Consider the following 24,726-nt stretch of genomic DNA (forward strand, 5'->3'; position numbering starts at 1 on the left):
GCGCCGTATCCCGCCCAGCGGCTCGCGCCGACCGCCCCCCGTTCCCCCCCTGGAGCAGCCGCCGTTGCCACCTTGCTCGTGGTTCGGCGCAGCAGGTAGCCTAGGCAACGATGCAGGCCAGCGACCCGTTCGGCTGGGTGGGGTCGATCATCGACGGTCAGTTCGCTGTCGAGGCGCTGGCGGGCGAGGGAGCGTTCGGCGTCGTCTACCGGGCCCGGCACCTCGGCTTCGACGCGCCGGTCGCCGTCAAATGCCTCAAGATCCCGACGGGCCTGAGCGCTGAGCAGCAGGACGCCTTCCTCGCCAAGTTCCGCGAAGAGGCGCGCCTGCTCCACCAGCTCTCGCGCCGCACCATGGGCATCGTCCAGGCGCTCGACATCGGCGCTGCGGCCGCGCCGAACGGCCCCTGGACGCCGTACATCGTCATGGAGTGGCTGGAGGGCGAGACGCTGGAGCAGGACCTCCGGCGCCGCCGCGCCGAGAACGCGCCGCCGCGGAGCCTCGCCGAGGCGATCAAGCTCCTCGCGCCGGTCGCCTCCGCGCTCGCCGTCGCCCACGACGAGAACGTGTCCCACCGCGACGTCAAGCCGGCCAACCTGTTCCTGCTCGGCGACCGCATGAAGGTCCTCGACTTCGGCCTCGCCAAGGTCTTCTCCGAGACGCCGACGTTCGCCGAGGCGCTCGTCCAGACCGGACGAACGTTCCGCGCCTTCACGCCGCAGTACGGCGCGCCGGAGCAGTTCAGCCCGCGGTTCGGCGCCACCGGGCCGTGGACCGACGTCTATGCGATGGCCCTCATCCTCATCGAGGTCGCCAGCGGCCAGCCCGCCCTCTCCGGCAGCGACGTCATCCAGCTCTTCGTCGCCTCGAGCGACGAGTCGATCCGGCCGAGCTTCCGCGCTCGCGGCGTGAGCGCGAGCCCCGACGTCGAGGCGGTCCTCGGCCGCGCGCTCGCGATCAACCCCTCGCAGCGGTTCCGCAGCCTCGGCGAGATGTGGTCCGCCCTCGAGGCCGCCCAGCGCTCCAGCGTCGTCGTCGTGGCGCGCGACACCCTGCGCGCGCCCGCGTTCGGCCCGGGCGGCGCCGACGCCGCCGACCCCGTCGACGACGACGGGCTGCTCGACTTCGCCGCCCTCCACCTGCCGCCGCTGCCGCCGCCGCCCGCGCTCTCGGTCCCGCCGCCGTCGCTGCCGCCGCCGTCGCGGCCGCAGCGTCGGCCCCCGGAGAGCAGCGGGGGCCGCGGGAGCGTGGGCCCCGAGAGGAGCGCGCCGAGGGGCCGCGGCGTCGTCCCGTTCGAGGGCGGCGAGCACCGGATCTGCACCGTCCTGTTCGCCGATCTGTCCGAGGCGACCGCGCTCTCGTCGAGGCTCGATCCCGAGGACGTCAAGGACGTCGTCGATCGCTGCTACCAGGCGCTCGCGGAGCACGTCGAGCAGATGCACGGGATCGTCGAGCGGCCCATCGGCGGGCGCGTCATGGCCGTCTTCGGCGCGCCCCGCGCGACCGACTGCGACGCCGAGCGGGCGATCGTCGCGGCGCTCGCCGCGCAGGCCGCGATCCCGCGCCTCGCGCTGCCGCGCGCGGCGCGGGCGGTCCGCCTCTCGGTGCGGATCGGGATCTCGACGGGGCGGGTGTTCGTCGGCGCCGGGAGCTCGGCGCGCCAGGATCTCGCCGTCATCGGCGACGCGGTGGACGGCGCCGCGCGCCTGCAGCAGCTCGCGCCGCGCGGCGCGATCGTGATCGGCCGCGACACCCACCGCCTCGTCCTCGGGCGCTTCCGCGTCGAGCCGATCGAGGCGAGCGCGGCCCGCGCGGCGCCGGCGGAGCCCGCCGCGCGCGGCGCGGCGATGCCGATCTACCGCGTGCTCGGCGAGGCTCCGCCGAGCCGCGGGCTCGCGCCGCCCGACTTCCACGGGCTGGCGACGCGCCTCGTCGGGCGCGGCGCGGAGATGCAGCGCCTGCGCGATCTCGTCGAGACCGCCTTCCACGAGCGGCGGCCGCGCCTCGTCACGCTGGTCGGCGCGCCCGGCGTGGGCCGCACGCGGGTGCTCGCCGAGCTCTCCGCGGGCCTCGACGGCGGGCCGGCGTCCGGCGCGCCCTCGTCCGGGCGCGGCGCCGCGCCCGCGCCGCCGGACGCGCCGTTCGTCCTCTCGGCGCAGTGCTCGGCGCTCGCGCGCGAGGCGAGCTACGGGCTGGCCGGCGCGCTGCTCCGCCGCTGGTTCGGGATCCACGAGGCCGATCCGGCCCAGGTCATCCTGCGCAAGCTGCGCCTGGGCCTGCGCTGGCTCCGCCTGCGCGCCGCCCGCGCCCGCGCCCGCGCCGAGCGGGAGGCCGCCGGCGCGGGGGCGAGGGCCGCGCTCGGGGGCGCGTCGCCCATCGTGACGCGCGCGTCGGCGGTCCCCCTGCGCGGGCCGGTCAGCTCGACCGTGAACGCGCGCAGGACGGCCGGCGCGGTGCGGTACGAGGACGACGACGAGCTCGATCCGTCCCCGTCGCTGGCGACGTCGAGCGGCGCGAGCGACGTCGAGGACATCCTCGCCCGGCTGGCGGCCATCCTGGGCGCGCGGCCGGCGCCCGCGGGGCTCCTCGAGGCGGCGGCGCGCGGCAGCGTGCTGGCGAAGCGCCGGATCGCCGCCGCGCTCGCGCAGCTCGTCACCTTCGCGCTCGAGCGGACGCCGATCCTGATCGTGTGCGACGACCTCCAGTGGGCCGATGACGCCACGCTCGATCTCATCGAGGAGCTCGTGGCGCACGCCGAGGGGCTGCCGCTCTGCGTGGTGTGCGCCGCGCGCCCCGAGCTCTACGAGCGCCGCCCGGACTGGGGCATCGCGAAGGAGGCCTACGTCCGCGTCGACGCGCTCCCGCTCGCGCGGCGGCACGCGGAGGAGATGATCCGGGATCGGCTCCGCGGCGCGCCCGAGCTCGACCCGGAGCTCGTGCGCGCGCTCGCCGAGCGCGCCGAGGGCAACCCGCGCACCGTGGAGGAGATGCTCCAGCTCCTCGTGGACGCCGGCGCGATCGAGGCGCAGGAGGGCGCGTGGCGCGTCCACGAGGGCGCGCTCGGCGCGCTGAGCCTGCCGCCGTCGGTGCACGGCGCCGTCCAGGCGCGCCTCGACCGCCTCGACGCCGACGCGCGCGGGGTCCTCGTCCAGGCGGCCGTCGTCGGCCGGACCTTCTGGGAGGGCGCGGTCGAGCGGCTCAGGAACGACGCCCCGCAGGCGCGCTCGCCCATGTCGAGCGAGCGCATCCTGGCCGAGCTCCAGGATCTCGATCCGCCGTTCTCGGTGCGGCACGGCGCAGGCGCGTCCACCGCCGAGCTGCTCGCGCGCCTGTGCGATCGCCAGCTGATCCGGCTCCGCTCCCCCGCGTCGTTCCCCGGCGAGCGCGAGTACGTGTTCACCGAGCTGGCCACGTGCGAGGTCGCGTACGAGATGCTGAGCCTCAAGGTCCGGCGGCGGATCCACCTGCTCGTCGCGGACTGGCTCGAGCACCGCGCGCCGGGCGACGACGGCGCGGCCCTGCTCGCGCACCACTACGATCGGGGCGGCGATCTGCGGGCGGCCGCGGCGGCGTACGACCGCGCCGCGGCGCTCGCCGCGGCGATCGGCGAGGGCGCCGCGGCGGCGCGCTACGCGGCGCGGGCCCGCGAGCTGTGCGACGAGCTCGCGGCCGAGGAAGCCTAGGCGCGCGTTGCAGGTTCTGCGCGGGGCTAGCGCGCCTTGCGCCGCAGCCTCGGCGGGCGCGCGCCGGAGACGCGCAGCGCGTGGCGCAGGGCGTCCTCCAGCTCCCCGAACGTCTCGAAGGTCCGCGCGTCGCTGCCGAGCTCGACGATCGCCTGCGCGACGCCGGGGGAGATGCCCGAGACGAGGCAGCGGCTGCCGAGCAGGCTCGCGGCCCGGGCCACCTGGAGCAGGTGGTCGACCGTCGGTCCGTCCACGTCCTCCACGCCGGTCAGGTCGAGCACGGCGAAGTGGGCTTGCGTGCGGACGATCTCCCCGAGCAGCTTCTCCATGATCTGCGTGGCCCGGCCGCTGTCGAGCGCGCCGATGATCGGCAGGACGAGGACGCCCTCCCACGCCTGGATGATCGGCGTCGACAGCGCGCGGATCGCCTCCTGCTGCTGCCGCAGGACGCTCGCGGTCCGCTCGCGGTCGGCGTTCTCCTCGGCGAGCATCCGGTTCTTGCCCTCCAGCTCCTCGGCGTACGCCTCGAGGCGCTCGATCGACTGGCGCAGCTGGTCTTCGAGCCGCTTGCGATCGGTGGTGTCCCGCATCGTCACGGCCACGCCGTCCCGGATCGGCACGATCTGGTGGTGCACCCAGACGCGCGGGCGCGACGGCTGGGCGGGGGGCGCGGGCAAGCGGATCTCCTCCTCGAGCGGCGCCCCCTTCCGGATGACGCGCAGGCACTTGTCGAGGAGGACGCCCGCCTCGGCCGAGTGCTCGAGCTCCGAGAGGCGCTGGCCGAGGAGCTCTTCGCGCTGCATCGACAGCATCGCCGCGGCGCGCGCGTTGAGGCCCGTGATCACGAGGTCGGCGATCTCGTCGCTCCCGTCGCGGTGGGACGTCATCGTGAGGAACGCGTCCATGCTGGCCTCGACGGCCGCGTGGAACCGCGCCTCGCTCTCCCGGCGCTGCTCCTCGGCGCGCCGGCGCTCGGTGATGTTCTCCGCCACGATGAGCACGTTCGTGACCCCGTCGGCGCCCCGGATCGGGCTGACGTGGTTCGCGTACCACGCCCGCCCGCCGTCCACCCCGAGGCCGACCACCTCGTAGTGGGCCCGGCCGCCGGTCTGGAGCACGGTCTCGAGCGCCTCCCGCACGGTCGCGTGGTACTCCGGCGGCGTGAAATCGTAGAGGCTCCGGCCGAGGATGCTCTCCTGTTGGATCCCCGCCTGCTGCTGGTTCACGGAGACGATCCGCGCGTCCCTGTCGACGACGATCAGGTAGTGCGGGATGCCCTCGTAGAGCGCCCGCAGCTTCTCTTCGGACTCGCGGAGCGCCATCTCGGCGGTCTTGCGCCGCGTGACGTCGCGGACGACGAAGTAGACGAGCCCCTCGTCGAGCGCGAGCATCGCGTTCCACTCGAGCCACCGGAACGAGCCGTCCTTGCAGCGGAAGCGGTTCTCGTAGGTGAGCGTCTGCGCGCCGGTGGAGAACGTATCGGTCTCCGAGAGGGTGCGCGCCTTGTCTTCGGGGTGGATGAACTCGACGTACGGCTCGGCCATCAGCTCCTGGCGGCTGAACCCGAGCGTCCGCTCCCACGAGGGGCTGAGCTCCTTGAAGCGCCCGTCGAGCGTCGCGATGCCGAGCATGTCGACGGCGAGCGCGTAGAGGCGGCGTTGCTCCTTGTCCTCCTCGCGCACCACCGCGCGCAGGATCGGCCCCGAGCCGCCCGCGAACGCGAGCTTCGCGAGCTGCGTGTCGGCCTGGATGAAGCCCCCGTTCGGCCGCCGGTAGAGCCATCGAAACCGCTGCGGCTCGCCGCGGCTCGCCGCCTCGATCCGCTGCTTCAGGCCCGCCGCGGAGGCCTGTCCGTCGGGCTGCAGGAGCGGCGAGAGCCCGGTGAGCTCGCGCCCGAGCAGGCCCTCGTCGGGCCCGGCGAGCAGCCGCACCGCGCTCGGGTTGGCGTCGATCACGCGCCCGCTCTCGAGGAGGAGGAGCGCGTCCTCGGCCGCCTCGAACGCGGCGCGGTAAAGATCAGGATGGCTCATCGTCGGCGCCGCCTGGCGCTGGGAGCGCCGTCGCGCCGGGTTGTCCTCTCGAGCTCGATCGCCAATCAGCACCTCGAGCGGCCGCCTGCGCCCCCCCTCCGTCGCTGCCGCCAACGCTCATTGTGCAGGAAGCCTCGGTGGAGATCGAGAACCATGAGCCCGCTCGCTCCGCGCGTGTTGTCTGCCTGCCACTTGCCGCCGACGACCTCTCGCGTGCCGCGCGCGTCGTGGTAGCGTTGCTCTGTGTCGGGGAGGTTTCCTTCAGCGCGACCCGCGGGCGGGCGGTGCTCGTGCGGCGCGAGGTGGGCGCGATGATCTCCGAGGCGTGCGGGCTCTGCGCCTGGCCGGCGAGCCTCGAGGTCGACGACGTGCGGCGGCACAAGAGCGCGCTCATGGATGCGGCGCTCGCGCAGCGCGCCGAGGGCAAGGAGCCGCTGGCGCGCGTGGCGTTCCGCGGCGCGCTCTACTGGCAGCGCTGGCTCATGACGAAGGAGCCTGGGCTGCATGAGGAGGCCCGGGTCGTCTCCGGGCTCGAGTTCGCGCGCGAGGCGGGCGACTGGAAGGAGGCCGATCTGCTCCTCGCTCACGCCGACAGGTCGAGCGCGCTCGCGGATCTGCCGTTCGTCGAGCACTGGAAGCGGCTCGTCGCGGAGCACTTGCCGGAGCAGGTGAGCGACGAGCACGAGCTCGAGGAGGCGTTCCAGGAGTTCCGGCGGCATCCCAGCGAGGAGGCGGCGGAGAGCGTGCGTCGCTGCGCGACGGCGATCGCGCCGCTCGGGTCGCCGGTCCCGGTGCACACGATCCTCGCGCGGGTCGCGGTGGATCTCGGCCAGACCGACGAGGCGGAGTTCCACTTCGCGGCGCTCGTCGTGTGCCGGCCGCTCTGGATCCCGTACGTGGTGCAGCTGGCCGAGCACCAGGCGAAGCTCGACCTCCCGCGCGCCCTGCGCACGATCGAGGCCGCGCGTCGCCTCTTCGGCCCGGATTTCTGGCTCCCGCTTTAGTTCCAAGGCGGGGGCACGCGCCGGGGGCCCACGCGCGCGTCAGGCAAGCGCGAGCGTCCGCATCCACCCGCTGATCCGCGTCCCCGCCGGCTTGGGCCACCCCATCCGCGCGAACCGCTCCAGGAGCTGCGGCGTGTGGTCCCCGGTCCGGCTGTCCTTGAACGACGCCCGCGCCGCGTCGAGCTCCCGCGCCGCCTCGTGGAACCGCCCCTCGTGGTACGCGAGCCACGCCAGCGTCAGGTGCCGGTGCTGCCGCGGCTCCGCCTCCGCGAGCGCCACCGCCTCGCACGCGACGAGGTGCTCGCGCGCCTGCTCCGCGTCCCCACGGTGGAGCGCGATCTGCGCGAACAGGAGCCGCGCCTCGACCAGCCCCCACGGGTCCGCCAGCGTCTCGTAGAGCCGGCCGGCCGCGAGCGCGTGCTCCTCCGCGAGCTCGGGCGCGCCCGCGTCGAGCGCGACCATCGAGAGCAGCCGCTCGCACCCCGCCTCGCCGCGCGGGTTCGCGAGATCGCGGAAGCTCTGCCGCGCCGCGAGCGCGCCCGCGCGCGCGGCCTCGAAGTCGCCGAGGCGGTGATCCACGTGCGAGAGCGTGAGGTCGCACTGCGCGAGCCCGAGCCGGTAGCCGATCGCGTCGAAGTCGGCACGCGCGGTCGTGAGCAGCGACCGCGCCGCCTCGGAGAGCGCCCCGGCCTGCTCGACCATGCTCTGGAGCAGCAGGCACTGCGCCCTCCCGAGCCGATCGCCGACCTCCAGGAACCGCGCCTCCCCCGACGCGAGCACCGCCCGCGCCCGCGCGTGCTCCCCGAGCTGGTAGTCGATCTCCCCGAGCAGCACCTCGCACTGCGCCTGCCCATGGCGGTGGCCGATCTCGTCGAAGATCGCGTGCGCGCGCGCCACGAGCCGCCGGCCCTGCGCCTCCGCGCCGACGTCCGACGCGATGTGCCCGAGCAGGCGCAGGCAGTGCGCCTGGTTCTCCCGGTCGCCGGCGTGCTCGAAGATGCGACGCGCGTCCTCCGCGTCGCGCCGCGCCTCGTCGAGCCGCCCCGCCAGCCGCAGCGCCTCGGCCCGGAAGCGCAGCTGCGTCCCGAGCCGCGTCCCGGTCAGCACGGGCCGCGTCTCCGCGCCCCGGAGGCCCGGGCGCGAGTCGCTCCCCCCGGGCAGCTTGCCGTCGAGCACGGCGAGATCGCGCAGCGTCGCGGCGATGTCGCGCGAGCTCTGCCAGTGCGCCGCCACGTGCGCGTGCATGAGCGCGGCCGCCTCGTCGGTGTCGCCGGCGCGCAGCAGGCTCACCACCCGGTGCCGGAGGATGCGGCGGCTCGACGCGAACGGGTGCGCGCCGAGCGCGTCGGCGGCGGCGCGGAAGACGCGGGCCGCGTCGGGCTCGAGGAACAGCTGCGAGAGGAGGTGCTCCTGGAGCAGCGCGTGCGGCCAGCGGAGGCGATCGCCCACGGCGAGGAGGATCTGGGCGCGCTGCATGGCCGCGATCGCGCGGTCCGCGGCGATGTCGAGCGACGCGAGCAGCGCGCGCAGGATCTCGCGCCGGATGTCGCCGCCGAGCGCGGCGGCGGCGCGCGCGCCGGTCCGGAGCTCCTCGGGCAGCGCCGCGAGCCGCTCCTCCCACAGGTCGGCCGTGGTCGCCGCCTGCACGGCCATCGACGCCTTCGGCACGAAGTACTTGCCCGCGCGGAGCTGGAGGTGGCCGCCGCCCGCCCACGCGTGCAAGAGCTGCAGCGCGAACAGCGGGTTGCCCTTGCTGCGGGCCGTCGCCGCCTCGGCCGCCGCGTCGTCGAGCGGCAGCGTCTCCCGGAGCAGCGCGTGCGTCTGCGCGGGGTTCAGCGGGGCCACGTCGAGCCGCTCCCCGCCGTAGGCCGCGAGCGCCCCCTCCAGCCGCTTCGCCGCGACCGGATCGCACTCGACCGCCTCGCTCCGGACCGTCGCCACGACCAAGAGGCCGAGGTTCGGCGCGTCTCGGTGCAGCGTGAGGAGCCCCTCGAACGTCGTCGAGGACGCGTAGTGCAGGTCGTCGAGCCAGAGCAGCACCGGCCGATCGCGGCCGATCCGCTCCAGGGTCTTGCGGATGATCAGCCAGCGCAGCTCCGGCCGGTCCAGGCGGAAGCGCTTCCCCGTCGGACCGACCGCCTCGCTGCCGGGGGGCGACGGCTTGATCCATTCGGCGGTCGCCGCGACCCACGTCTTGCCGACCTCGTCCTCGGGCGGCACCTCCCAGAGGTTCATCAGCACCTTCTCGACGATCTCGCGCTCGGCCCGCTCCAGCCGGTAGTGCTGGGTCACCGCGCCGAGGACGCCGTCGAGCGGCGCCGCGATCCGCCGGTAGCGCGCGCGGAGCGGCACCATGAGCGCCCGCTCGTGCACCTCCTCGCAGAGCCACTCGGCCAGCCGGCTCTTGCCGACGCCCGCCTCGCCCGCGAGCAGCACGAAGCGGTGCATCGCCTTCGGCGCGTCGACCATCTCGGCGACGACCTCCATGAGGCGCGCCCGCTCGCCGGTCCGGGCGACGAACGGGCTCGGCCGCAGCGCGAGCAGGCCGGTGGTCGTCACCGACGGCGGCGGGTCGTCGTCTGGAGGCTCGATCAGCTCGGGGGTGAGCAGCTCCTTGCGGCTCGGGGGCAGCCGGCCGGTCGTCAGCAGCGCGAGCGGCAGCGGCGTGGCGGTCACGTTCACGTCGCTCCGCGGCTCGAACCGCTTCCAGACGCGCCGCGCGTCGCCCGCGAAATCGAAGCGGTGCCACGGCCGCTTCGCGAGCAGCCGCTTCGCGAACTTCGCGACGTCGCTCGGCACCTCGGGGGGCAGCGGCAGGTCCGGGACCGGCGCGCTCCGGTGCTGCTGGAGGAGCTCCTCGTTCGTGCCGTCGTAGACCTCGCCGCCGGCGAGCAGGGCGTAGAGGATGCAGCCGAGGGCGTAGAGGTCCGTCGGGGGCCCCACGTGGGGCGCCGCGAAGCGGATCTGCTCCGGCGCCATCCAGCCCGGCGTGCCCGCGCCCCAGCGCACGGTCGGCTCGCTCTCGCGGGAGCCGTCGAGCCGGTGATCGATCCGGTCCTGGATGAGCCACGCGAGCCCGAGGTCGAGCACGTGCACGAGGGGCGGCTCCCCGCCGTGCTGGAGGTCGACGAGGACGTTGGACGGCTTCAGGTCCCCGTGGACCACCCCGCGCGCGTGCGCGTGGGCCAGCGCGCCGAGGACCTGGTCGATGACGCTCCAGATGATCGGCCAGGGCAGCGGGTCCTCGAGCCGGGCGAGGTAGAGCCACTCGTGGAGCGACCTCCCCGGGACCGCGTCCATCACGAGGTAAGGCGTCCCGTTGCTGAGCGCCCCGAAGTCGCGGGCCTTCACGAGCGCCGGGTGCGAGAGGCCGGCGAGCGCCCGGGCTTCCTCCTGGAACCACCAGGCGTCCTCGGGGCGCGCGGCCGCGCCCGGCCGGTCGAGCAGCTTCACGGCGACGCGCTCGTCGAGCACGAGATCGCGGCACAGATAGACGACCCCCATGCCGCCGCGACCCAGCTCGCGGCGGACCTGGTAACGACCGGCCAGGATCGTGCCCGGTAAGAACCCTTCTTCGGCCATGGCGGTGAGCGGTCCGATGATAGCCGTGCCGGCCGGGCCCGGTAGACTCGATCTCGCCCAGGCGGCCCGAGGTCGCTCGCTCCCAGTTCGTCGTGTCGCCTCCGCGGAGCGATGCTAGGTTGCGGCCATGGATGCAGCGGTTCGCGTGCTCGCTTTCGCCGGCGCGAGGGACGTTCTCGGCGCGGGAGAAGTGGCGTTGCCGCTGCCTGGCCCCTGCACCGCGGCGGAGCTCCTCGATCGGGTCTGCGCGCGCTATCCGGGGCTGATCCCCTACAAGGGCTCTATCCGGGTGGCGGTGAACGGCGTTTATGCGACGCCGAGCGATCCTGTAGGTTTCGGAGACGAGGTGGCGCTCATCCCACCGGTGGCGGGCGGCTAGGGGCCTCGGGGGACGCGTCATGTCTTCTTCGACCGGCCTCGATTCTGCGCGCGTGGGGGGCGACGCGCCGGCCCAGCGGCGGCGGTCGCTGCCGCTTGTCGGCGGCGGGGAGGCCGGCCGCCGCGCCGCCGTGATCCCGTACCGCGACGGCGCCCGCGGCGCGCCCTCCGCGCACGCCGGGCCCGCGCCGCGCAGCGTGCGCATCTCGGTCACGGATCGGTGCGATTTCGCGTGCACCTACTGCCGCCCGTCGCGCCACGACGGCTACACCGACGGCCGGCTGCTGACGCCGGCCTGGCGCACCATGTTCGAGGCCCTGCGCGACGCCGGCATCCGGCGGGTCCGCCTGACCGGCGGCGAGCCGCTGCTCCACCCCGAGATCGTCTCGATCGTCGCGTCCCTCGCCGCGCTCGGCTTCGAGGATCTGGCGCTCACGACGAACGCCTCGCAGCTCGCGCGGCTCGCCGCGCCGCTGCGCGGCGCCGGGCTGCACCGCCTGAACGTCTCGATCGACACCCTCGACCCCCTGCGCTTCCGCGAGATGACCCGCGGCGGCGAGCTCGCCCGGGTGCTCGAGGGCATCGACGCCGCGATCGCGGCGGGCTTCTCGTCGATCAAGCTGAACACGGTGGTCCTCCGCGGCGTGAACGACGACGAGATCGAGCGGCTCGCGCTGTGGGCCTGGGAGCGGCGGATGGTCCCGCGCTTCCTCGAGGTGATGCCGATCGCCGAGGGCGCGCGGCTCGTGGGCGAGCACCTCGTCACCGCGGCCGAGATGAGGGCGCGCCTCGCCGAGCACCTCCTCCCGGAGGAGGCGATCTCGGATCCCGGCCTGGGGCCGGCGAGGTACGTCCGCGCGCGCCGCGACCCGTCGCTCCGCGTGGGGTTCATCACGGGCACGAGCGACACGTTCTGCGAGAGCTGCGATCGCCTGCGCGTCTCGTCGACCGGCGTGCTCCGGCCGTGCCTCGCCACGGACGACGGCGTCGACGCCTCGCGCGAGGCGAGGGCCGGCGATCCGGCGGCGATCCGGGCGCGCCTGGACGAGGCGTGGCGCCTCAAGCCCGACGGCAAGGTCTGGAAGGGCTGCACCGAAGAGACGGCCTCCGCGGTGTCGATCCGCGCGATCGGCGGCTGACGCCCGCGGCTGGCCGGCGCGGGCCCTGGCTTACGGATCGGCTTCCGGTCCTGCGGGCTGCCGTGTCAGATTCCGGAGCGATGTCGCAGACCCCTGATCGATCCGGCGAGGGCGGAGCGCTCTCGACCCACCTGTCCCCGAGCGGCGAGGCCCGCATGGTGCCTGTCGAAGGCAAGCCCGTCACGCACCGCCGCGCGGTCGCGTCGGGCGCCGTCCTGATGCGGCCCGAGACGATCGCCCGGGTCGCGCGCGCCGACGCGCCGAAGGGCGACGTGCTCGCCGCGGCGCGGATCGCCGGGATCATGGCGGCGAAGCGCACGCCGGAGCTCATCCCGCTCTGCCACGGGATCGCGCTCACCCACGTCGCGGTCGAGCTCGACGTGGACGAGCCCTCCGCGGCGATCCGGGTGACCGCGGCCGCGGAGGCGCTGGATCGCACCGGGGTCGAGATGGAGGCCATGGTCGCGGTGAGCGCCGCGTGCCTGACGATCTACGACATGCTCAAGGGGATCGATCGCGAGATGGTGATCTCGGACATCAAGCTCCTCGAGAAGAGCGGGGGCCGCTCCGGCCACTTCCAGAGGAGCGCGCCGTGAGCCGGATCCGCGCCGAGCCGCTCCGCCTCGACGAGCTCATCGCCGCCGTGTCCCATCCTGGCGCGGGCGGCATCGCCACGTTCCTCGGCGTGGTCCGCGACGTCAACGACGGCCGCGCGGTCACGCTGCTGGAGTACGAGGCGTACGGGACGATGGCCGAGGCCGAGCTCGCGCGGATCCTCGCGGAGATCGCCGCGGAGATCCCCGGCGTGCGCGTCGCCGCGACGCACCGGGTGGGCGCGCTCCAGATCGGCGACGTCGCCGTGGCCTGCGCCGCGAGCGCGCCGCACCGGGGCGAGGCGTTCCGCGGGTGCCGCCTGCTCATCGACCGCATCAAGGCGCGCCTGCCGATCTGGAAGCGCGAGCACGGGCCGGACGGCCCGTACTGGGTCGGCTGGGAGGACGCCCGCTGCGGCGGCGAGCACGGCCCCGAGGAGCACCACGGGCACGCGCACGGCCACGGCGGCGCGGCGCCTCCGGGCGGCGCCGGCGGCGGCTAGCGCAGCCACGCGACGGCCACGGCGGCGCCCTCCGCTCGCGCCGAGGGGCGCCGCCTAGCGCAGGCGCAGCCCGGGCGGCGGCGGGGCGGAGAGCGGGTCGTTCTCCTGCAGGCGGTTGTTGTGCCGGATGTCCGTGCCCTTGACGAGGAACACGACCGACTCGGCGATGTTCATCGCGTGATCGGCGATGCGCTCCAGGTACTTCGCGATCGACTGGATGCGCGTGGCCCTGTACACGGTGCTCGGATCGCGGCTCATCATGAGGAGCACCTCCTGGAAGATGCGGGCGTAGTGCTCGTCGATCACGTCGTCGCGCGTGAGCAGCCGCTGCGCCCGGTCGCAGTCGCGGGCGACCAGCGCGTCGAGCGCCTCGTGCACCACCTCGATCGCCTCGTCCGAGAGGCCTTGCAGCTCCGCCGCCGGCGCGAGCGGCGGCTCCTCGTTGAGCTCCTGCACCCGCTCGCAGACGTTCACCACGAGGTCGCCGATCCGCTCGAGATCGGTGACGATCTTGAGCGCGGTCGTGACGAAGCGCAGGTCCGAGGCGACGGGCTGGCGCGTCGCGAGGATCCTCATGCAAAGCTCGTCGACCTCGCACTCCAGGCGGTTGATCCGGCGATCGAGCCGTATCGTCGCCTTGGCGAGGCCCGTGTCGCGCGTCGCGAGCGCCGTCGAGCCTTTCTGGATCATCTCCTCGACCAGGCTGCCCATCAGCAGCAGCTTCTCGCGCAGCGTGCGCAGCTCGTGCTCGTAGACCTTGCTCGTGTGCGACGTCGGCATGAAATCCCCACTCCCCTCAGCCGAACTTACCGGTGACGTAGTCTTCCGTCTTGCTTTCCTTCGGGTTGGTGAAGATTGTCTGGGTTCTGTCGAACTCCACCAAATCCCCCATGTAGAAGAAAGCCGTGTAATCAGAGCACCGCGCGGCCTGTTGCATGTTGTGCGTGACGAGCACGCAAGTATACCGCTGCTTGAGCTCATCGATGAGCTCCTCGATGCGCGCGGTGGCGATGGGATCGAGCGCAGAGCACGGCTCGTCGAGCAGGATCACCTCGGGCTCCACGGCGAGCACGCGGGCGATGCAGAGCCGCTGCTGCTGGCCGCCGGAGAGCGAGAGCCCGGACTGATCGAGCTTGTCCTTCACCTCGTCCCAGAGCGCGACCTGGCGAAGGCACTTCTCCACGAGGCCGGTCGCATCCTTGACGGAGACGCCGTTGAGCTTGTGCCCGGCGAGGACGTTCTCCCGGATCGACATGGTGGGAAAAGGGTTGGGCTTCTGGAACACCATGCCGACGCGGCGGCGCAGTCGCACCGGGTCGACCGCCTTGTCATAGATGTTCACGCCGTCGATCATGACGGAGCCCTTCGCCGTGGCCCCGGGCACTTGCTCGTGCATCCGGTTGAGACAGCGCAGGAACGTCGACTTGCCACATCCGGACGGGCCGATGACCGCGGTGACCTGGCCGTCGGGGATGTCCAGCGTGATGTCGTGGATGGCGTGGAACTTGTTGAAGTACGCGTTCAGCCGGGTGACGCTGATCTTGGCCGGCGGCGCCTCGGATTCGGGCTCCGCAGAGCGGCGGTCGCCCTCTGCGTCGAGCCCGCCGCGGCGTTGTCCGGCCTGTCCATCGTGCGGTGAGTCGAACGAGCTCATCGGGTGCCTTTAACGCGCCTTGACGCTCCGGGACGTGACGATTCGGGCGAGCAGATTGAGGAAGAAGACGAGGGCGATCAGCACGAGCGCGCCGGTCCAGGCCTCCTGCTGCCACCTCGGGTAGGGGGAGGTCGCGTTCCTCCAGATCTGCACCGGCAGCGAGGCGATGGGTCGGTCGACGGCGACGCTCCAGTACTGGAAGCCGAGCGCGGTGAGGAGCACCGGCGCGGTCTCGCCGGCGATGCGGGCCACGGCGAGCATCACGCCGGTGCCGATGCCCGGCGAGGCCGTCCGGAGCACGACGAGGAGGCTCGTGCGCCACTCCGGGACGCCGAGGGCGAGCGACGCCTCGCGGAGGTGCGCGGGCACGAGCTTGAGCAGCTCCTCCGTCGTGCGGGTCACCGTCGGGAGCATCACGATGGCGAGCGCGACGCCGCCGGCGAGCGCCGAGAAGCGCTTCATCGGGACCACGACGAGGGCGTAGACGAACACGCCGATGGTGATCGAGGGCACGCCGCCGAGCACGTCGGCGATGAACCGGATCGCGCTCGCGAGCTTGCCCCGCCCGATCTCGGCGAGGTAGATGCCGGCGAGGATGCCTGTCGGCAGCCCGATGCAGCAGCCGATCGCGACGAGGATGAGCGTGCCGACGACCGCGTTGCCCATGCCGCTCCGCTCGTCGCCGAGCGGCGGCTTCGGGAGCTGGGTGAAGAAGTCGAGGGACAGCCCGCTCAGGCCCTTGCTGACCACGTAGATGAAGATCAGAAACAGCGGGACCAGGACGACGACGGCGCTCGAGACGCAGAGGCCTTCGAAGAAGTAGCTGCGGGCGCGGCGCAGGCGCTCGCCGGGCGCCGGCTCGAGCAGCGTGCGTCGAGCGGCGGCGGAGGGGCGCGCCGCGGGGGCAGGGGCGTCGTTGCTCATGCGCGTCTCTCCAGCTTGCTCTTGGTCGAGCTCACGAGCCACCGGGCGAAGAGGTTGAGGAGGAGGGCGACCCCGAAGAGGAGCAGCGCGACGTTGGAGAGCGCCGACACGTACATGTCGCTCGTCGCCTCGACGAACTCGTTGGCGATGACGCTCGCCATCGAATACCCGGGGTGGAAGATCGACGCGCTGATCTTCGGCGAGTTGCCGATCATCATGGTGACCGCCATGGTCTCGCCGAGCGCCCGGTTCAGCCCGAGGATGATCGCCCCGATGATGCCCGAGCGCGCCGACGGGAGGACCGCGTAGCGGATGGTGTCCCACGCGGACGCGCCGAGCCCGACCGCCGCCTCGCGGTGCAGCTGCGGGACCGCCTGCATCACCTCGCGCGAGACCGAGGTGATCGTGGGGACGATCATGATCGCGAGGATGACGCCCGCGGCGAACATGCCGACGCCGAGCGGCGGGCCCTCGAAGAGCGGCAGGAAGCCGAGGTGCTCGATCAGGAACGGCTCGATCGTCTCCTGGAGCCAGGGGCGGAGCACGGCGATGCCCCAGAACCCGTAGACCACGCTCGGGATCGCCGCGAGGAGCTCGACCATGAAGCCGAGCGGCTTGCGGATCCGGTGGGGGGCGAGGTCCGAGAGGAAGATCGCGAGGCCCAGCGAGACGGGGACCGCGAGCGCGATGGCGATCACCGCGCTGACGACCGTGCCGTAGATGAACGGCAGCGCGCCGAACTCCTCGCGCGCGGGGTCCCACACGGTGCCGGTGAGGAACGCCAGGCCGAACTTGTCCATGGCCAGCCGGGACGACCGGACGAGCTCCAGCACCATCAGCGTGGGCACCGCGAGCACCGTCAGGCCGAACACCGTCAGGATGACGCGGAACGCTCGATCCGCGCCGCGCGTGCCGCGCGCCACGTCGCCCCCCGACGCTGTCGAGGCGGCTTGTTGCATGGGGACTTCTACCGTGCTCATGGACCTATCCTGCGCGCGCGCCGGCGGCGCGCGGCGGAGCGCCGTGCGCACCGCTGACGCGCCGTCCTTCATGGTGTCGGGGTGAGCAGGGGCTTGCCGTCAGGGCCCACCAGCGTGGCGAGCTTCTTGTTGACCTTCTCGACGACCGCCGTCGGCAGCGGCGCATAGTGGAGGTCGTTGGTGAACTTCTGGCCGTCTTGCATCGCCCACTTCACGAAGTTGGCGAGCACCTTGCCCTTCGCGAGCTCCTTCTGCTCCTGGTAGACGAGGAGGTAGGTGAAGCCGGCGATGGGGTACGCATCCTCGCCCTCGGCGTCGACGATCGACATCCGGAGGTCGTCGGGCATCTTGGCGGCGGCGCCCGCGCCCGCGGCGGTCGTGCTCTCGAGCGACGGGGCGACGAACTTGCCGCTCCTGTTCTTGAGCGAGGCGAAGGTGAGCTTGTTCTGCATCGCGTACGCGAGCTCGATGTAGCCGATCGAGGCGGGCGTGCTCGTGATGAGGGCGGAGACGCCGTCGTTGCCCTTGGCGCCGAGGCCGCCCGGCCAGTTGACGCTGGTCCCGGTCCCGGGGCCGCTCTTCCACTCCGGGCTCACCGCGCTCAGGTAGTCGACGAAGATCTTGGTGGTCCCGCTGCCGTCCGAGCGATGAACCGTCGCGATCTCCTTGTCGGGGAGCTTCACGTCCGGGTTCTCCTGCTGGATGGCCTGGTCGTTCCACTTCTTGATCTTGCCGAGGAAGATCTGCGCGGCCGCGTCCGGCGTCAGCTTCAGCCCCGAGGGCACGCCCTCGAGGTTGTAGGTCAGCACGACGGCGCCGAGGCAGGTCGGCAGGTGCAGGATGCCCGCCGCCTTGGCGAGCTGCTCCTCGGTCATCGGCGCGTCGGTGGCGCCGAAGTCGACGGTCCGCTCGGTGATCTGCCGGATCCCGCCGCCGGAGCCGATCGACTGGTAGTTGATCTTGACCTTGGAGTTGGCTTTTTGGAACTCGGAGATCCACTTCGTATAAAGCGGATACGGGAACGTGGCACCCGCGCCCGTCAGGGGGACCTCCCCATCGGCGGCCGGCTGAGGCGCCGCGTTCGGCTTCGAGCCGGGCAGCGAGCTGGTCTCTTGGGGACCGTCGGAGCGACCGCATCCAGCGGCCAGGAGGAACATCGCCAGGGTGAGCAGAATTCGAGCCATGCACCGTCAGGCGTAGTCGAGCTTTGTGACAACCGTGTGACGGCAGGGTGGAACAGCGAATACCGGATTTTCCCGACATCGCGGGGATCACGCGGCGCGCGCGAGGCGGACGGTGAACTTGGTGCCGCGGCCGATGGCGCTCTCGACCTCGATCGAGCCGTTCATCAGCTCGACCAGGTGCTTCACGATGGCGAGGCCGAGCCCCGTGCCGCCCAGGTCGCGCGAGCGGCCGGCGTCGACGCGGTAGAACCGCTCGAAGATGCGGCCCAGGTGGTGGGGAGGGATGCCGGGGCCGTCGTCGGCGACGGCGATCGTCACCTGCTGATCGACCGAGCCGGCCTGCACCGTGACGTGCGCGCCCTCGCCCGCGTACTTGATGGCGTTGTCGAGCAGGTTCATGAGCACCTGCTCGAGCGCGCGGCGGTCGCACCGCGCGGGCGGGAGCGCGGCGGCGTCGACCGTCAGCGTGACCCTGCGGCGGCGCGCCGCCTCGTCGAGCAGCCGCGTCACGTGCTCGATGGCGGGGGCGATGTCGAGATCGGCGAGCGCGAGGCGGAAGTTCTTCGCCTCGATCTTCGACAGGTCGAGCAGGTCGTCGACGAGCTGGCGGAGCCGCTTCGCGTGCCGATCGATCACGTCGACGAACTCGGCGGCCTCGTGCGGATCCTGCAGCGCGCCGAGCTGCAGCGTCTCGGCGGCGGTGCTGATCGCGGTGACCGGCGTCCTGAGCTCGTGGGACACGTTGGCGACGAAGTCGGTCCGGATCGTCTCCAGCCGGCGGAGATCCGTGACGTCGTGGAACACCGCGATGAGCCCGGGCTCCGTGGGCGCGCCGTCGTGCTCCGCGCGCGCGTCGAGCGCGTCGTGCGCCGGGGCCTTCCGGCGCGACACCCGCACGAGCAGCCGCCGCGGCAGCGTCCGCCCGAGCTCGACCTCGACGTCGACCGGCTCGTCCCGCTGGCCGGCGAGCTGGATCGCCTCGGTGAGGCGCGCGTTGCGGATCGACTCGATGACCGATCGGCCGAGCGCGTCCTCGCCGAGGGACGCCATCGCGCGCAGCGCCCGGTTGGCGAGGAGGATCCGCCCGTCGCGATCGAGCACGAGCACGCCCTCGCTCATGCCGTCGAGGATGCCGGCGAGCAGATCGCGCTCGGTCCGGACCTCGGCGATGGAGCGGGAGAGCTCGCTCGTCAGGTGGTTGAGCGCGCGCGCGAGCTGGCGGAGCTCGCCCGAGCCGCGCAGGGGCGCGCGCGTCGACAGGTCGCCCTCGGACATCGCCAGCGCGAAGCGGGTCAGCCTCCGGATGGGGCGCGTGATGAAGAAGGTTGTGGCGGCGCCGACCGAGATGGCGACGACGATCACGGCGCCCATGCCGAACAGCATGGCCCGCCGCGAGCGCGAGAGGGCCGCGTCGACGGCGGCGCGCGGGCTGTGCTCCGCGAGCAGCGCCGCCTCCATGTCGCGCGCGGCGAGGCGCTCGATCGGCACGCCCGCGACGAGGAGGACGAGCACCGTCGCCGCTACGAGCTTCGCGCCGATGCCGAGCCGCCTCAACACGAGCATGAGCGCCCCTAGGCGGCCTCGGGCTCGGCGCGGAACCGGTAGCCGACGCCGCGCACGGTCTCGATGTAGTCGCCGGCCGCCCCGAGCTTCTCGCGGACGCGCTTCACGTGGGTGTCGACGTTGCGCGCGGTGACGTCGACGTGCGAGCCCCACACCTCGTCGAGCAACAGGTCGCGCGAGAGCACGCGCCCGCGGCGATCGTAGAGCATCATGAGCAGGCGGAACTCGAGCGCCGTCAGCGCGATCTCGTTCTCCTGCACCCACGCCCTGTGCGCGGCGCGGTCGACGCGGAGGATGCCGAAATCGAACTTCTCCGGGGCCGACGTGGGGCTCTCGGAGCGCTTGAGGATCGCCCGGGCGCGCAGGATGAGCTCTCGCACGCTGAACGGCTTGACGACGTAGTCGTCGGCCCCGAGCTCGAAGCCGACGATCCGATCGATCTCTTCCCCCTTGGCCGTGACCATGATGACGGGGACCGCGGAGGTCTGCGGGTTCTGCTTCAGGCGGCGGCAGATCTCGGTGCCCGACATGTCCGGGAGCATCAGGTCGAGCAGGACGAGATCGAACCGCTCCTCCTTGACCGCGCGGAGCGCTGTCTCTCCGCTCCCGGCGGAGACCACATCGAAGCCAGCTTGACGGAAGTTGTACGTGAGGACGCGCTGGAGGTCGCGCTCGTCCTCGACGATGAGCACGTGGCTCGGCATGGCCGATGGGTGTAGCAGCGCATTGTGACAGCTTCATGGCGATCGCGCGTGCCGCGCGTCGTCCATCCCTCGAGGCGCAGCGCCTGCGAGCAGGCGGTGGAGCGCGAGGTCGACGGGAGCGCCGCGGCGCGCGCCGGGCGGCGGACGGCCCGATCGGAGGCGGCCCTGGGCGCCGCCGGGAGACCGGCCGGGAGCGGCGAGGCGCAGGCGGGCGGGAACGGCGGGAGCGCGGAGGCGCGCAGGCCACGCGCAGCGAGACCGGTCGCGGACCTTGAGGACGGAATGCGTGGCGCTTGCAACGCTCGGAGTTTTCGCCTAACTGGCCCGCCCATGGCCCTCGAGCGAACCCTCTCAATCATCAAGCCCGACGCAATGGAAAAGAACAAGGCAGGCGCGATCATCGCTCGCCTGGAGCAGGAGGGCTTCACGATCAAAGCGATGAAGCGCATCCACCTCAGCCGCGCGGAGGCGGAAGGCTTCTACGCCGAGCACCGGGGGCGCGGCTTCTTTGACGAGCTCGTGACGTTCATGTCGCGCAGCCCCATCCTGGTGATGGCCCTCGAGCGCGAGGACGCGGTCGCGAAGTACCGCGAGGTCATCGGCGCGACCGACCCGGCGAAGGCGGCGGAGGGGACGATCCGCAAGCTGCACGGGGCGAGCGTGGGCGAGAACGCGGTCCACGGCTCCGACAAGACGGCGACCGCCGCGCGCGAGATCGCCTACTTCTTCGCAGGCTACGAGGTCGCTCCGAGCGCGACCAACTGATGCTGGGCGAGCGGCTCGCCGCTGCGCTCGGCGCGGCGCGGGACGGCGCTGCAGGCATCGAGAGCTTCGCCCACCTGCTCGGCTCGCGCCGCGTCGGGCCGCGCGGGGTCGCCCTCGCGCTGCCGGAGGTGTGCGAGGGGTGCGCGGCGCTGGTCGCCGCCCTCGACAGCCTCTCCGCGGCGGTCCGCGACGGCTTCGTCGAGACCGACGACGCCGCGGCGGCCGACGCCGCGTGCGCGGTGCTCGAGCACGCGGGCGTCGATGTCGCGCGCCTCACGGACGAGCTGTCGCGCGCCGCCGCGGGCGCCCCGGCGGGGCGCGGCCGCGGGGAGCGCGCCGGCGCCGAGCGCGGCATCGACGCCCGGCAGCGCCTCGCGCTCGAGGCGTCGGTGCGCAGGACGGCCCGGGAGCTGAGCGGCGCGCTGCGCCTGTCCGAGCTCGTGATCGCGACGCTCGAGCTGCGCCCGACGCCGCTCGATCTCATCGACGTGCTCCGCAACTGGAGCGCCGCCGCGGTCGAGGGGCGGCCCGTCGTCGGCATCTCGGTCGCCTCCTCGGACGGCCGCGCCAACGAGGTGGAGGGCGACGTGCGCGCCGTGAGCGGGCTCATGGAGCTCGCCGTCGGCATGGTCAGCGCCGCGGGCGTCGCGAGCCCCCACCTCGCCGTGTCCCGCCTGCCGGACGGGCGCTCGACGGTGCGCATCGCGGAGCGCGGCCCGCGCGAGGCGGCGCCGGCGGTCGCCCTCGACGTGGTGCTGCGCGACGGCGGCGAGCGGGCCGCCGCCGTGGCCCGCGTCGTCGCGCGCCGCGCGGGCGTCGACCTCGTCGAGGGGCCCGGCGGCCGCGTCGTCACCATGACGTTCTGACGCCGCTGCCGGTGCTGTCGCGGCCGTGCTAAAGGCGGCGCCATGGCCACCGACGAATCCCTGAAGTCCCTTGTTGAGGCGGCGTTCCGCGACCGCGAGCTCCTGCGCTCGCCCGCGCACGAGGCCGCGGTCCTCCGCACGATCGAGCAGCTCGACCAAGGCCTGCTCCGCGTCGCTGAGCCCGACAAGACCCCGCAGGCGGGCGGCGAAGGCGCGGCGTCCGGCGGCGAGGGCGCCCCGCACCGGTGGGTGACGCACGCGTGGATCAAGGAGGCGATCCTGCTCTACTTCGGGCTCCGCGGCATGAGCGTGATGGAGGTCGGCCCCTTCGAGTTCCACGACAAGATCCCGCTCAAGCGCGGGCTCGACAAGGCGGGCGTCCGCGTCGTCCCGCCGGGGACGGTGCGCTACGGCGCGTTCCTCGAGCAGGGCGTGATCGTCATGCCCGGCTACGTGAACATCGGCGCGTGGGTCGGCGCGGGGTCGATGGTCGACACGTGGGCGACCGTCGGGAGCTGCGCGCAGATCGGGCGAGGCGTGCACCTCGCCGGGGGCGTCGGCATCGGCGGGGTGCTCGAGCCGCCGGGGGCGCGGCCGGTGATCATTGAGGACGGCGTCTTCGTGGGCTCGCGCGTCATCGTGGTGGAGGGCGTCGTCGTCGAGGAGGAGGCGGTGCTCGGCGCCGGCGTGGTGCTCACCGCGTCGACGGCGATCCTCGACGTCACGGGGCCGGAGATCGTCGAGCACCGCGGCCGGGTGCCGGCGCGCAGCGTGGTCATCCCGGGCACACGGCCGAAGCGCTTCCCCGCGGGGGAGTTCTCGATCCCGTGCGCGCTGATCATCGGCAAGCGGAGCGAGGCGACCGACCGCAAGGTGTCGCTCAACGCGGCGCTGCGCGACTTCGCGGTGCCGGTGTGAGCGCGCGGCCCGATCGGGACGCGGCGGCCGCGGCCGCCCTCGCGGACACGCTGCTCTGGTTGTGCTCGGTCCCGTCGCCCATCGGGGAAGAGCAGGAGCTGTGCGCCGCGGTGGCCGAGCGGCTCGGTCGGGCGCAGCTCGCCGCGCCGGTGCGCCGTCACGGCGACTCGCTGGTCGCGCAGGTGACGCAGGGCACGGGCGGCCCGAAGATCGCGCTGGCCGGGCACCTCGACGTGGTGCGCACCTCGCACGACGGGCCGCCGCGGATCGAGGGGGATCGCCTCTACGGCCCCGGCGCGAGCGACATGAAGTCGGGCCTCGCGCTGATGCTCGACCTCGCCGAGGGCGCGCGGGAGGACATCGCGGGGGTCGATCTGACGCTCGTGTTCTACGCCCGGGAGGAGGGGCCGTACCTCGAGAACGAGCTCGCGCTGGTCATCGAGCGCGAGCCGGGCCTCCGCGCGCTCGATCTCGCGGTGTGCCTGGAGCCGAGCGACAACAAGCTGAGCCTCGGCGCGAGCGGCTCGCTGCACGCGGGGCTGACGTTCCGCGGGCGGACGGCGCACAGCGCGCGGCCGTGGCAGGGGGAGAACGCCATCTACAAGGCGGGCCCGCTCCTGGTCGAGCTCGCCGCCCTCGCGCCGCGCGAGGTCGAGATCGACGGGTTCGTCTACCGGGCCGTGACGACGGCGACGATGGCGCAGGGCGGGCGCGGGCGGAACGTCGTGCCCGACGAGTTCACGATGAACCTGAACCACCGCTTCCCGCCGGGGACCTCGATCCAGGAGGCGCAGCGGACCATCGAGGCGCTCGTGGGCGGCCGCGCCGAGATCGAGTGGCGCGATCTCAGCCCGTCGGCGCTGCCGCACGCGTCGCACCCGCTCGTCGTGGCGCTGCGCGAGGCCGGCGTCGCCGCGGTCGAGCCGAAGCAGGCGTGGACCGACGTGGCCCGCTTCGCAGAGCTCGGCGTGCCCGCGGTGAACTTCGGCCCCGGCGAGAACGCCCAGGCGCACCAGCGCAACGAGTGGGCGTCGCTGCGCAAGCTGTCCGACGGCCGCGCGATCCTCCGCCGCTGGCTCTCGGCGCTCGGGCCGGCCTGACGGCCGCGCGCCTGCTGAGCGCGCACCGCGAGCGTGCCCGCGGCGCGCGCTCCGCTGTCGAGGGCGCGCGCCGCGCTCTTCCGCGTGCGCGGGCTCTCGGTCAGGGCGCTGCGCGCACCGAGAGACCGGCGGCCGGGATGGTGAAGAAGAACGTGCTGCCCTGGCCGGGCGAGCTCTCGACCCAGATCGTGCCGCCGTGGGCCTCCACGATGCCCTTGGTGACGAACGCCGCGAGCCCCATCCCCTGCCCGAGGGGCCGGCGAGCGGGCGCGTGGCGGGCGAAGAGCAGCGGCTGCTGGTCCGGCGCGATGCCGGGGCCGGTGTCGGAGATGGAGAACCGCGCGTCGTTGCCCGAGGGCTCCGCGCGCACGGTGATGCGTCCGCCCTTGGGCGTGAAGCGCATCGCGTTGCCGAGCAGGTTCGCGATGACCTGGACGATGCGCTCCCGGTCGCACGCGATGGGCGGCACGTCGTGCGGCAGCTCCTTCGCGATCTCGAGCGGCTTCAGCGCGACGGTCGGGGCGATGAGCTCGATCGCCCGGTCGAGGATCGGCTCGACCTCGTGCGCGCCCTTGCCGACCTTCAGCGAGCCGTTCTCGATGCTCATGGCGTCGACCAGGTCCTGCGCGAGCTGGTTGATGTCGTCCGCCGCGCGGGTGATCGCCTCGAGCTGCCGCCGCCCCGGGCCCTCTTGAGGGATCGAGCGCATCAGCATGCGGGCGCTGACCACGATCACGCTCAGCGAGTTCCTGAGATCGTGCGAGATGGTGGACACCGTCTCGCGGAGCATGCGCTCGGCCGTCTCCGCGCGGCGCTCCAGCCGCTGGCATTGCTCCTCGAGCCGCTCGCGCTCGGCCGCGTCGCCGCGCGGGGCGTGCCGGTCCGCGTCCGCCTTCGATCGCCTGGGCGCCCTGGCGCGCAGGGTCGCCGGCCCCGCGGAGCGAGGCCCAGCCGCCGCAGCCGACGCCGCTCCCCTCTTCGGCGAGCGCAGGGGCACCGCCGTGGCGCGCCCGCGGAGCGGGCGGCCGGGCGCTCCATCCGCGCTGTCCGCCGCGTCTTTTCCGGCTTTTTTCCTCGTCACCCCCGCCATCCTCGCTCCCTCTTGGCTCTCAAGCGATCAGTTAGCCAGAAAGACCGTGCTCGGGATAGTCAGGTG

The 24,726-nt window shown here is 73.3% G+C and carries 20 protein-coding genes; 10 read left to right on the forward strand and 10 right to left on the reverse strand.

Translation table 11 applies throughout. The annotated features are described in order from the left end of the window. Positions 1 to 110 precede the first annotated feature (110 nt). Positions 111 to 3,683 carry a serine/threonine-protein kinase gene (locus tag NQZ70_RS18555; RefSeq protein WP_129575403.1) on the forward strand — a complete coding sequence of 1,191 codons (3,573 nt, stop codon included), beginning with the start codon at positions 111 to 113 and terminating at the stop codon, positions 3,681 to 3,683. A gap of 26 nt (positions 3,684 to 3,709) precedes the next feature. Here the strand turns inward: NQZ70_RS18555 and NQZ70_RS18560 are convergent, their stop codons facing one another. Continuing rightward, the gene (locus NQZ70_RS18560; RefSeq protein ID WP_129575404.1) at positions 3,710 to 5,713 is read right to left on the reverse strand and encodes a PAS domain S-box protein; all 2,004 of its coding nucleotides are present in this window, start codon (positions 5,711 to 5,713) and stop codon (positions 3,710 to 3,712) included. A gap of 311 nt (positions 5,714 to 6,024) precedes the next feature. Between NQZ70_RS18560 and NQZ70_RS18565 the strand changes: the two genes are divergently transcribed. Next, positions 6,025 to 6,717 (forward strand): hypothetical protein, encoded by a 693-nt coding sequence (locus NQZ70_RS18565; protein WP_129575405.1) that lies wholly within the window; start codon positions 6,025 to 6,027, stop codon positions 6,715 to 6,717. Between the two features lie 39 nt (positions 6,718 to 6,756). On the opposite strand, the gene NQZ70_RS18570 is transcribed toward NQZ70_RS18565, so the two are convergent. Further along, complete coding sequence (locus tag NQZ70_RS18570) at positions 6,757 to 10,299, reverse strand: serine/threonine-protein kinase (RefSeq protein WP_129575406.1); 3,543 nt, start codon at positions 10,297 to 10,299, stop codon at positions 6,757 to 6,759. Between the two features lie 127 nt (positions 10,300 to 10,426). Between NQZ70_RS18570 and NQZ70_RS18575 the strand changes: the two genes are divergently transcribed. The 4 genes from NQZ70_RS18575 (at position 10,427) to NQZ70_RS18590 (ending at position 12,912) form a co-directional block, all read left to right on the forward strand. After that, positions 10,427 to 10,678: a MoaD/ThiS family protein gene (locus NQZ70_RS18575; protein ID WP_063823977.1), complete on the forward strand. Its 252-nt coding sequence runs from the start codon at positions 10,427 to 10,429 to the stop codon at positions 10,676 to 10,678. A gap of 19 nt (positions 10,679 to 10,697) precedes the next feature. Beyond that, the gene (gene moaA, locus NQZ70_RS18580) at positions 10,698 to 11,816 is read left to right on the forward strand and encodes a GTP 3',8-cyclase MoaA (RefSeq protein ID WP_237245413.1); all 1,119 of its coding nucleotides are present in this window, start codon (positions 10,698 to 10,700) and stop codon (positions 11,814 to 11,816) included. Positions 11,817 to 11,896: 80 nt separating this feature from the next. Then, entirely contained in the window at positions 11,897 to 12,412 is a 516-nt protein-coding gene (moaC, locus tag NQZ70_RS18585) for a cyclic pyranopterin monophosphate synthase MoaC (RefSeq protein WP_129575407.1), read from the forward strand. Next, positions 12,409 to 12,912, forward strand: a complete 504-nt coding sequence (locus NQZ70_RS18590) for a molybdenum cofactor biosynthesis protein MoaE (protein WP_129575408.1) — start codon at positions 12,409 to 12,411, stop codon at positions 12,910 to 12,912. Before moaC ends, NQZ70_RS18590 begins: the two co-directional genes overlap by 4 nt. A 54-nt stretch (positions 12,913 to 12,966) precedes the next feature. Here the strand turns inward: NQZ70_RS18590 and phoU are convergent, their stop codons facing one another. The 7 genes from phoU to NQZ70_RS18625 all read right to left on the reverse strand — a co-directional run bounded on the left by phoU (position 12,967) and on the right by NQZ70_RS18625 (position 19,921). Then, positions 12,967 to 13,692, reverse strand: coding sequence for a phosphate signaling complex protein PhoU (gene phoU / locus NQZ70_RS18595; RefSeq protein ID WP_129575409.1), 726 nt, complete (start codon positions 13,690 to 13,692; stop codon positions 12,967 to 12,969). Positions 13,693 to 13,708: 16 nt separating this feature from the next. Continuing rightward, the gene (gene pstB, locus NQZ70_RS18600; RefSeq protein ID WP_237245414.1) at positions 13,709 to 14,566 is read right to left on the reverse strand and encodes a phosphate ABC transporter ATP-binding protein PstB; all 858 of its coding nucleotides are present in this window, start codon (positions 14,564 to 14,566) and stop codon (positions 13,709 to 13,711) included. Between the two features lie 9 nt (positions 14,567 to 14,575). Then, the gene (gene pstA / locus NQZ70_RS18605; RefSeq protein WP_129575410.1) at positions 14,576 to 15,490 is read right to left on the reverse strand and encodes a phosphate ABC transporter permease PstA; all 915 of its coding nucleotides are present in this window, start codon (positions 15,488 to 15,490) and stop codon (positions 14,576 to 14,578) included. Then, positions 15,487 to 16,470, reverse strand: a complete 984-nt coding sequence (gene pstC / locus NQZ70_RS18610; protein ID WP_237245415.1) for a phosphate ABC transporter permease subunit PstC — start codon at positions 16,468 to 16,470, stop codon at positions 15,487 to 15,489. Before pstC ends, pstA begins: the two co-directional genes overlap by 4 nt. 68 nt (positions 16,471 to 16,538) lie before the next feature. Then, positions 16,539 to 17,654, reverse strand: coding sequence for a phosphate ABC transporter substrate-binding protein PstS (gene pstS / locus NQZ70_RS18615; RefSeq protein WP_165374036.1), 1,116 nt, complete (start codon positions 17,652 to 17,654; stop codon positions 16,539 to 16,541). An 87-nt stretch (positions 17,655 to 17,741) separates the two neighbouring features. Then, positions 17,742 to 19,217: an ATP-binding protein gene (locus tag NQZ70_RS18620; RefSeq protein WP_129575411.1), complete on the reverse strand. Its 1,476-nt coding sequence runs from the start codon at positions 19,215 to 19,217 to the stop codon at positions 17,742 to 17,744. An 8-nt stretch (positions 19,218 to 19,225) separates the two neighbouring features. Beyond that, positions 19,226 to 19,921 (reverse strand): response regulator, encoded by a 696-nt coding sequence (locus NQZ70_RS18625; protein WP_020735531.1) that lies wholly within the window; start codon positions 19,919 to 19,921, stop codon positions 19,226 to 19,228. 330 nt (positions 19,922 to 20,251) lie between these two features. Between NQZ70_RS18625 and ndk the strand changes: the two genes are divergently transcribed. The 4 genes from ndk to dapE are packed head-to-tail and all read left to right on the forward strand — an operon-like array spanning position 20,252 to position 23,570. After that, complete coding sequence (gene ndk, locus NQZ70_RS18630) at positions 20,252 to 20,686, forward strand: nucleoside-diphosphate kinase (RefSeq protein WP_061629540.1); 435 nt, start codon at positions 20,252 to 20,254, stop codon at positions 20,684 to 20,686. Continuing rightward, complete coding sequence (locus NQZ70_RS18635; protein ID WP_129575412.1) at positions 20,686 to 21,552, forward strand: hypothetical protein; 867 nt, start codon at positions 20,686 to 20,688, stop codon at positions 21,550 to 21,552. The genes ndk and NQZ70_RS18635 overlap by 1 nt, the downstream gene beginning before the upstream one ends. A 42-nt stretch (positions 21,553 to 21,594) precedes the next feature. Further along, positions 21,595 to 22,470 (forward strand): 2,3,4,5-tetrahydropyridine-2,6-dicarboxylate N-succinyltransferase, encoded by an 876-nt coding sequence (locus tag NQZ70_RS18640; RefSeq protein ID WP_129575413.1) that lies wholly within the window; start codon positions 21,595 to 21,597, stop codon positions 22,468 to 22,470. Beyond that, entirely contained in the window at positions 22,467 to 23,570 is a 1,104-nt protein-coding gene (gene dapE, locus NQZ70_RS18645) for a succinyl-diaminopimelate desuccinylase (protein ID WP_129575414.1), read from the forward strand. Before NQZ70_RS18640 ends, dapE begins: the two co-directional genes overlap by 4 nt. A 100-nt stretch (positions 23,571 to 23,670) precedes the next feature. On the opposite strand, the gene NQZ70_RS18650 is transcribed toward dapE, so the two are convergent. Next, positions 23,671 to 24,660: a sensor histidine kinase KdpD gene (locus tag NQZ70_RS18650; protein ID WP_129575415.1), complete on the reverse strand. Its 990-nt coding sequence runs from the start codon at positions 24,658 to 24,660 to the stop codon at positions 23,671 to 23,673. Positions 24,661 to 24,726 lie beyond the last annotated feature (66 nt).

The sequence above is a fragment of the Sorangium sp. So ce836 genome, from assembly GCF_028553905.1.
Classification (GTDB): Bacteria; Myxococcota_A; Polyangia; order Polyangiales; family Polyangiaceae; genus Sorangium; species Sorangium cellulosum_D.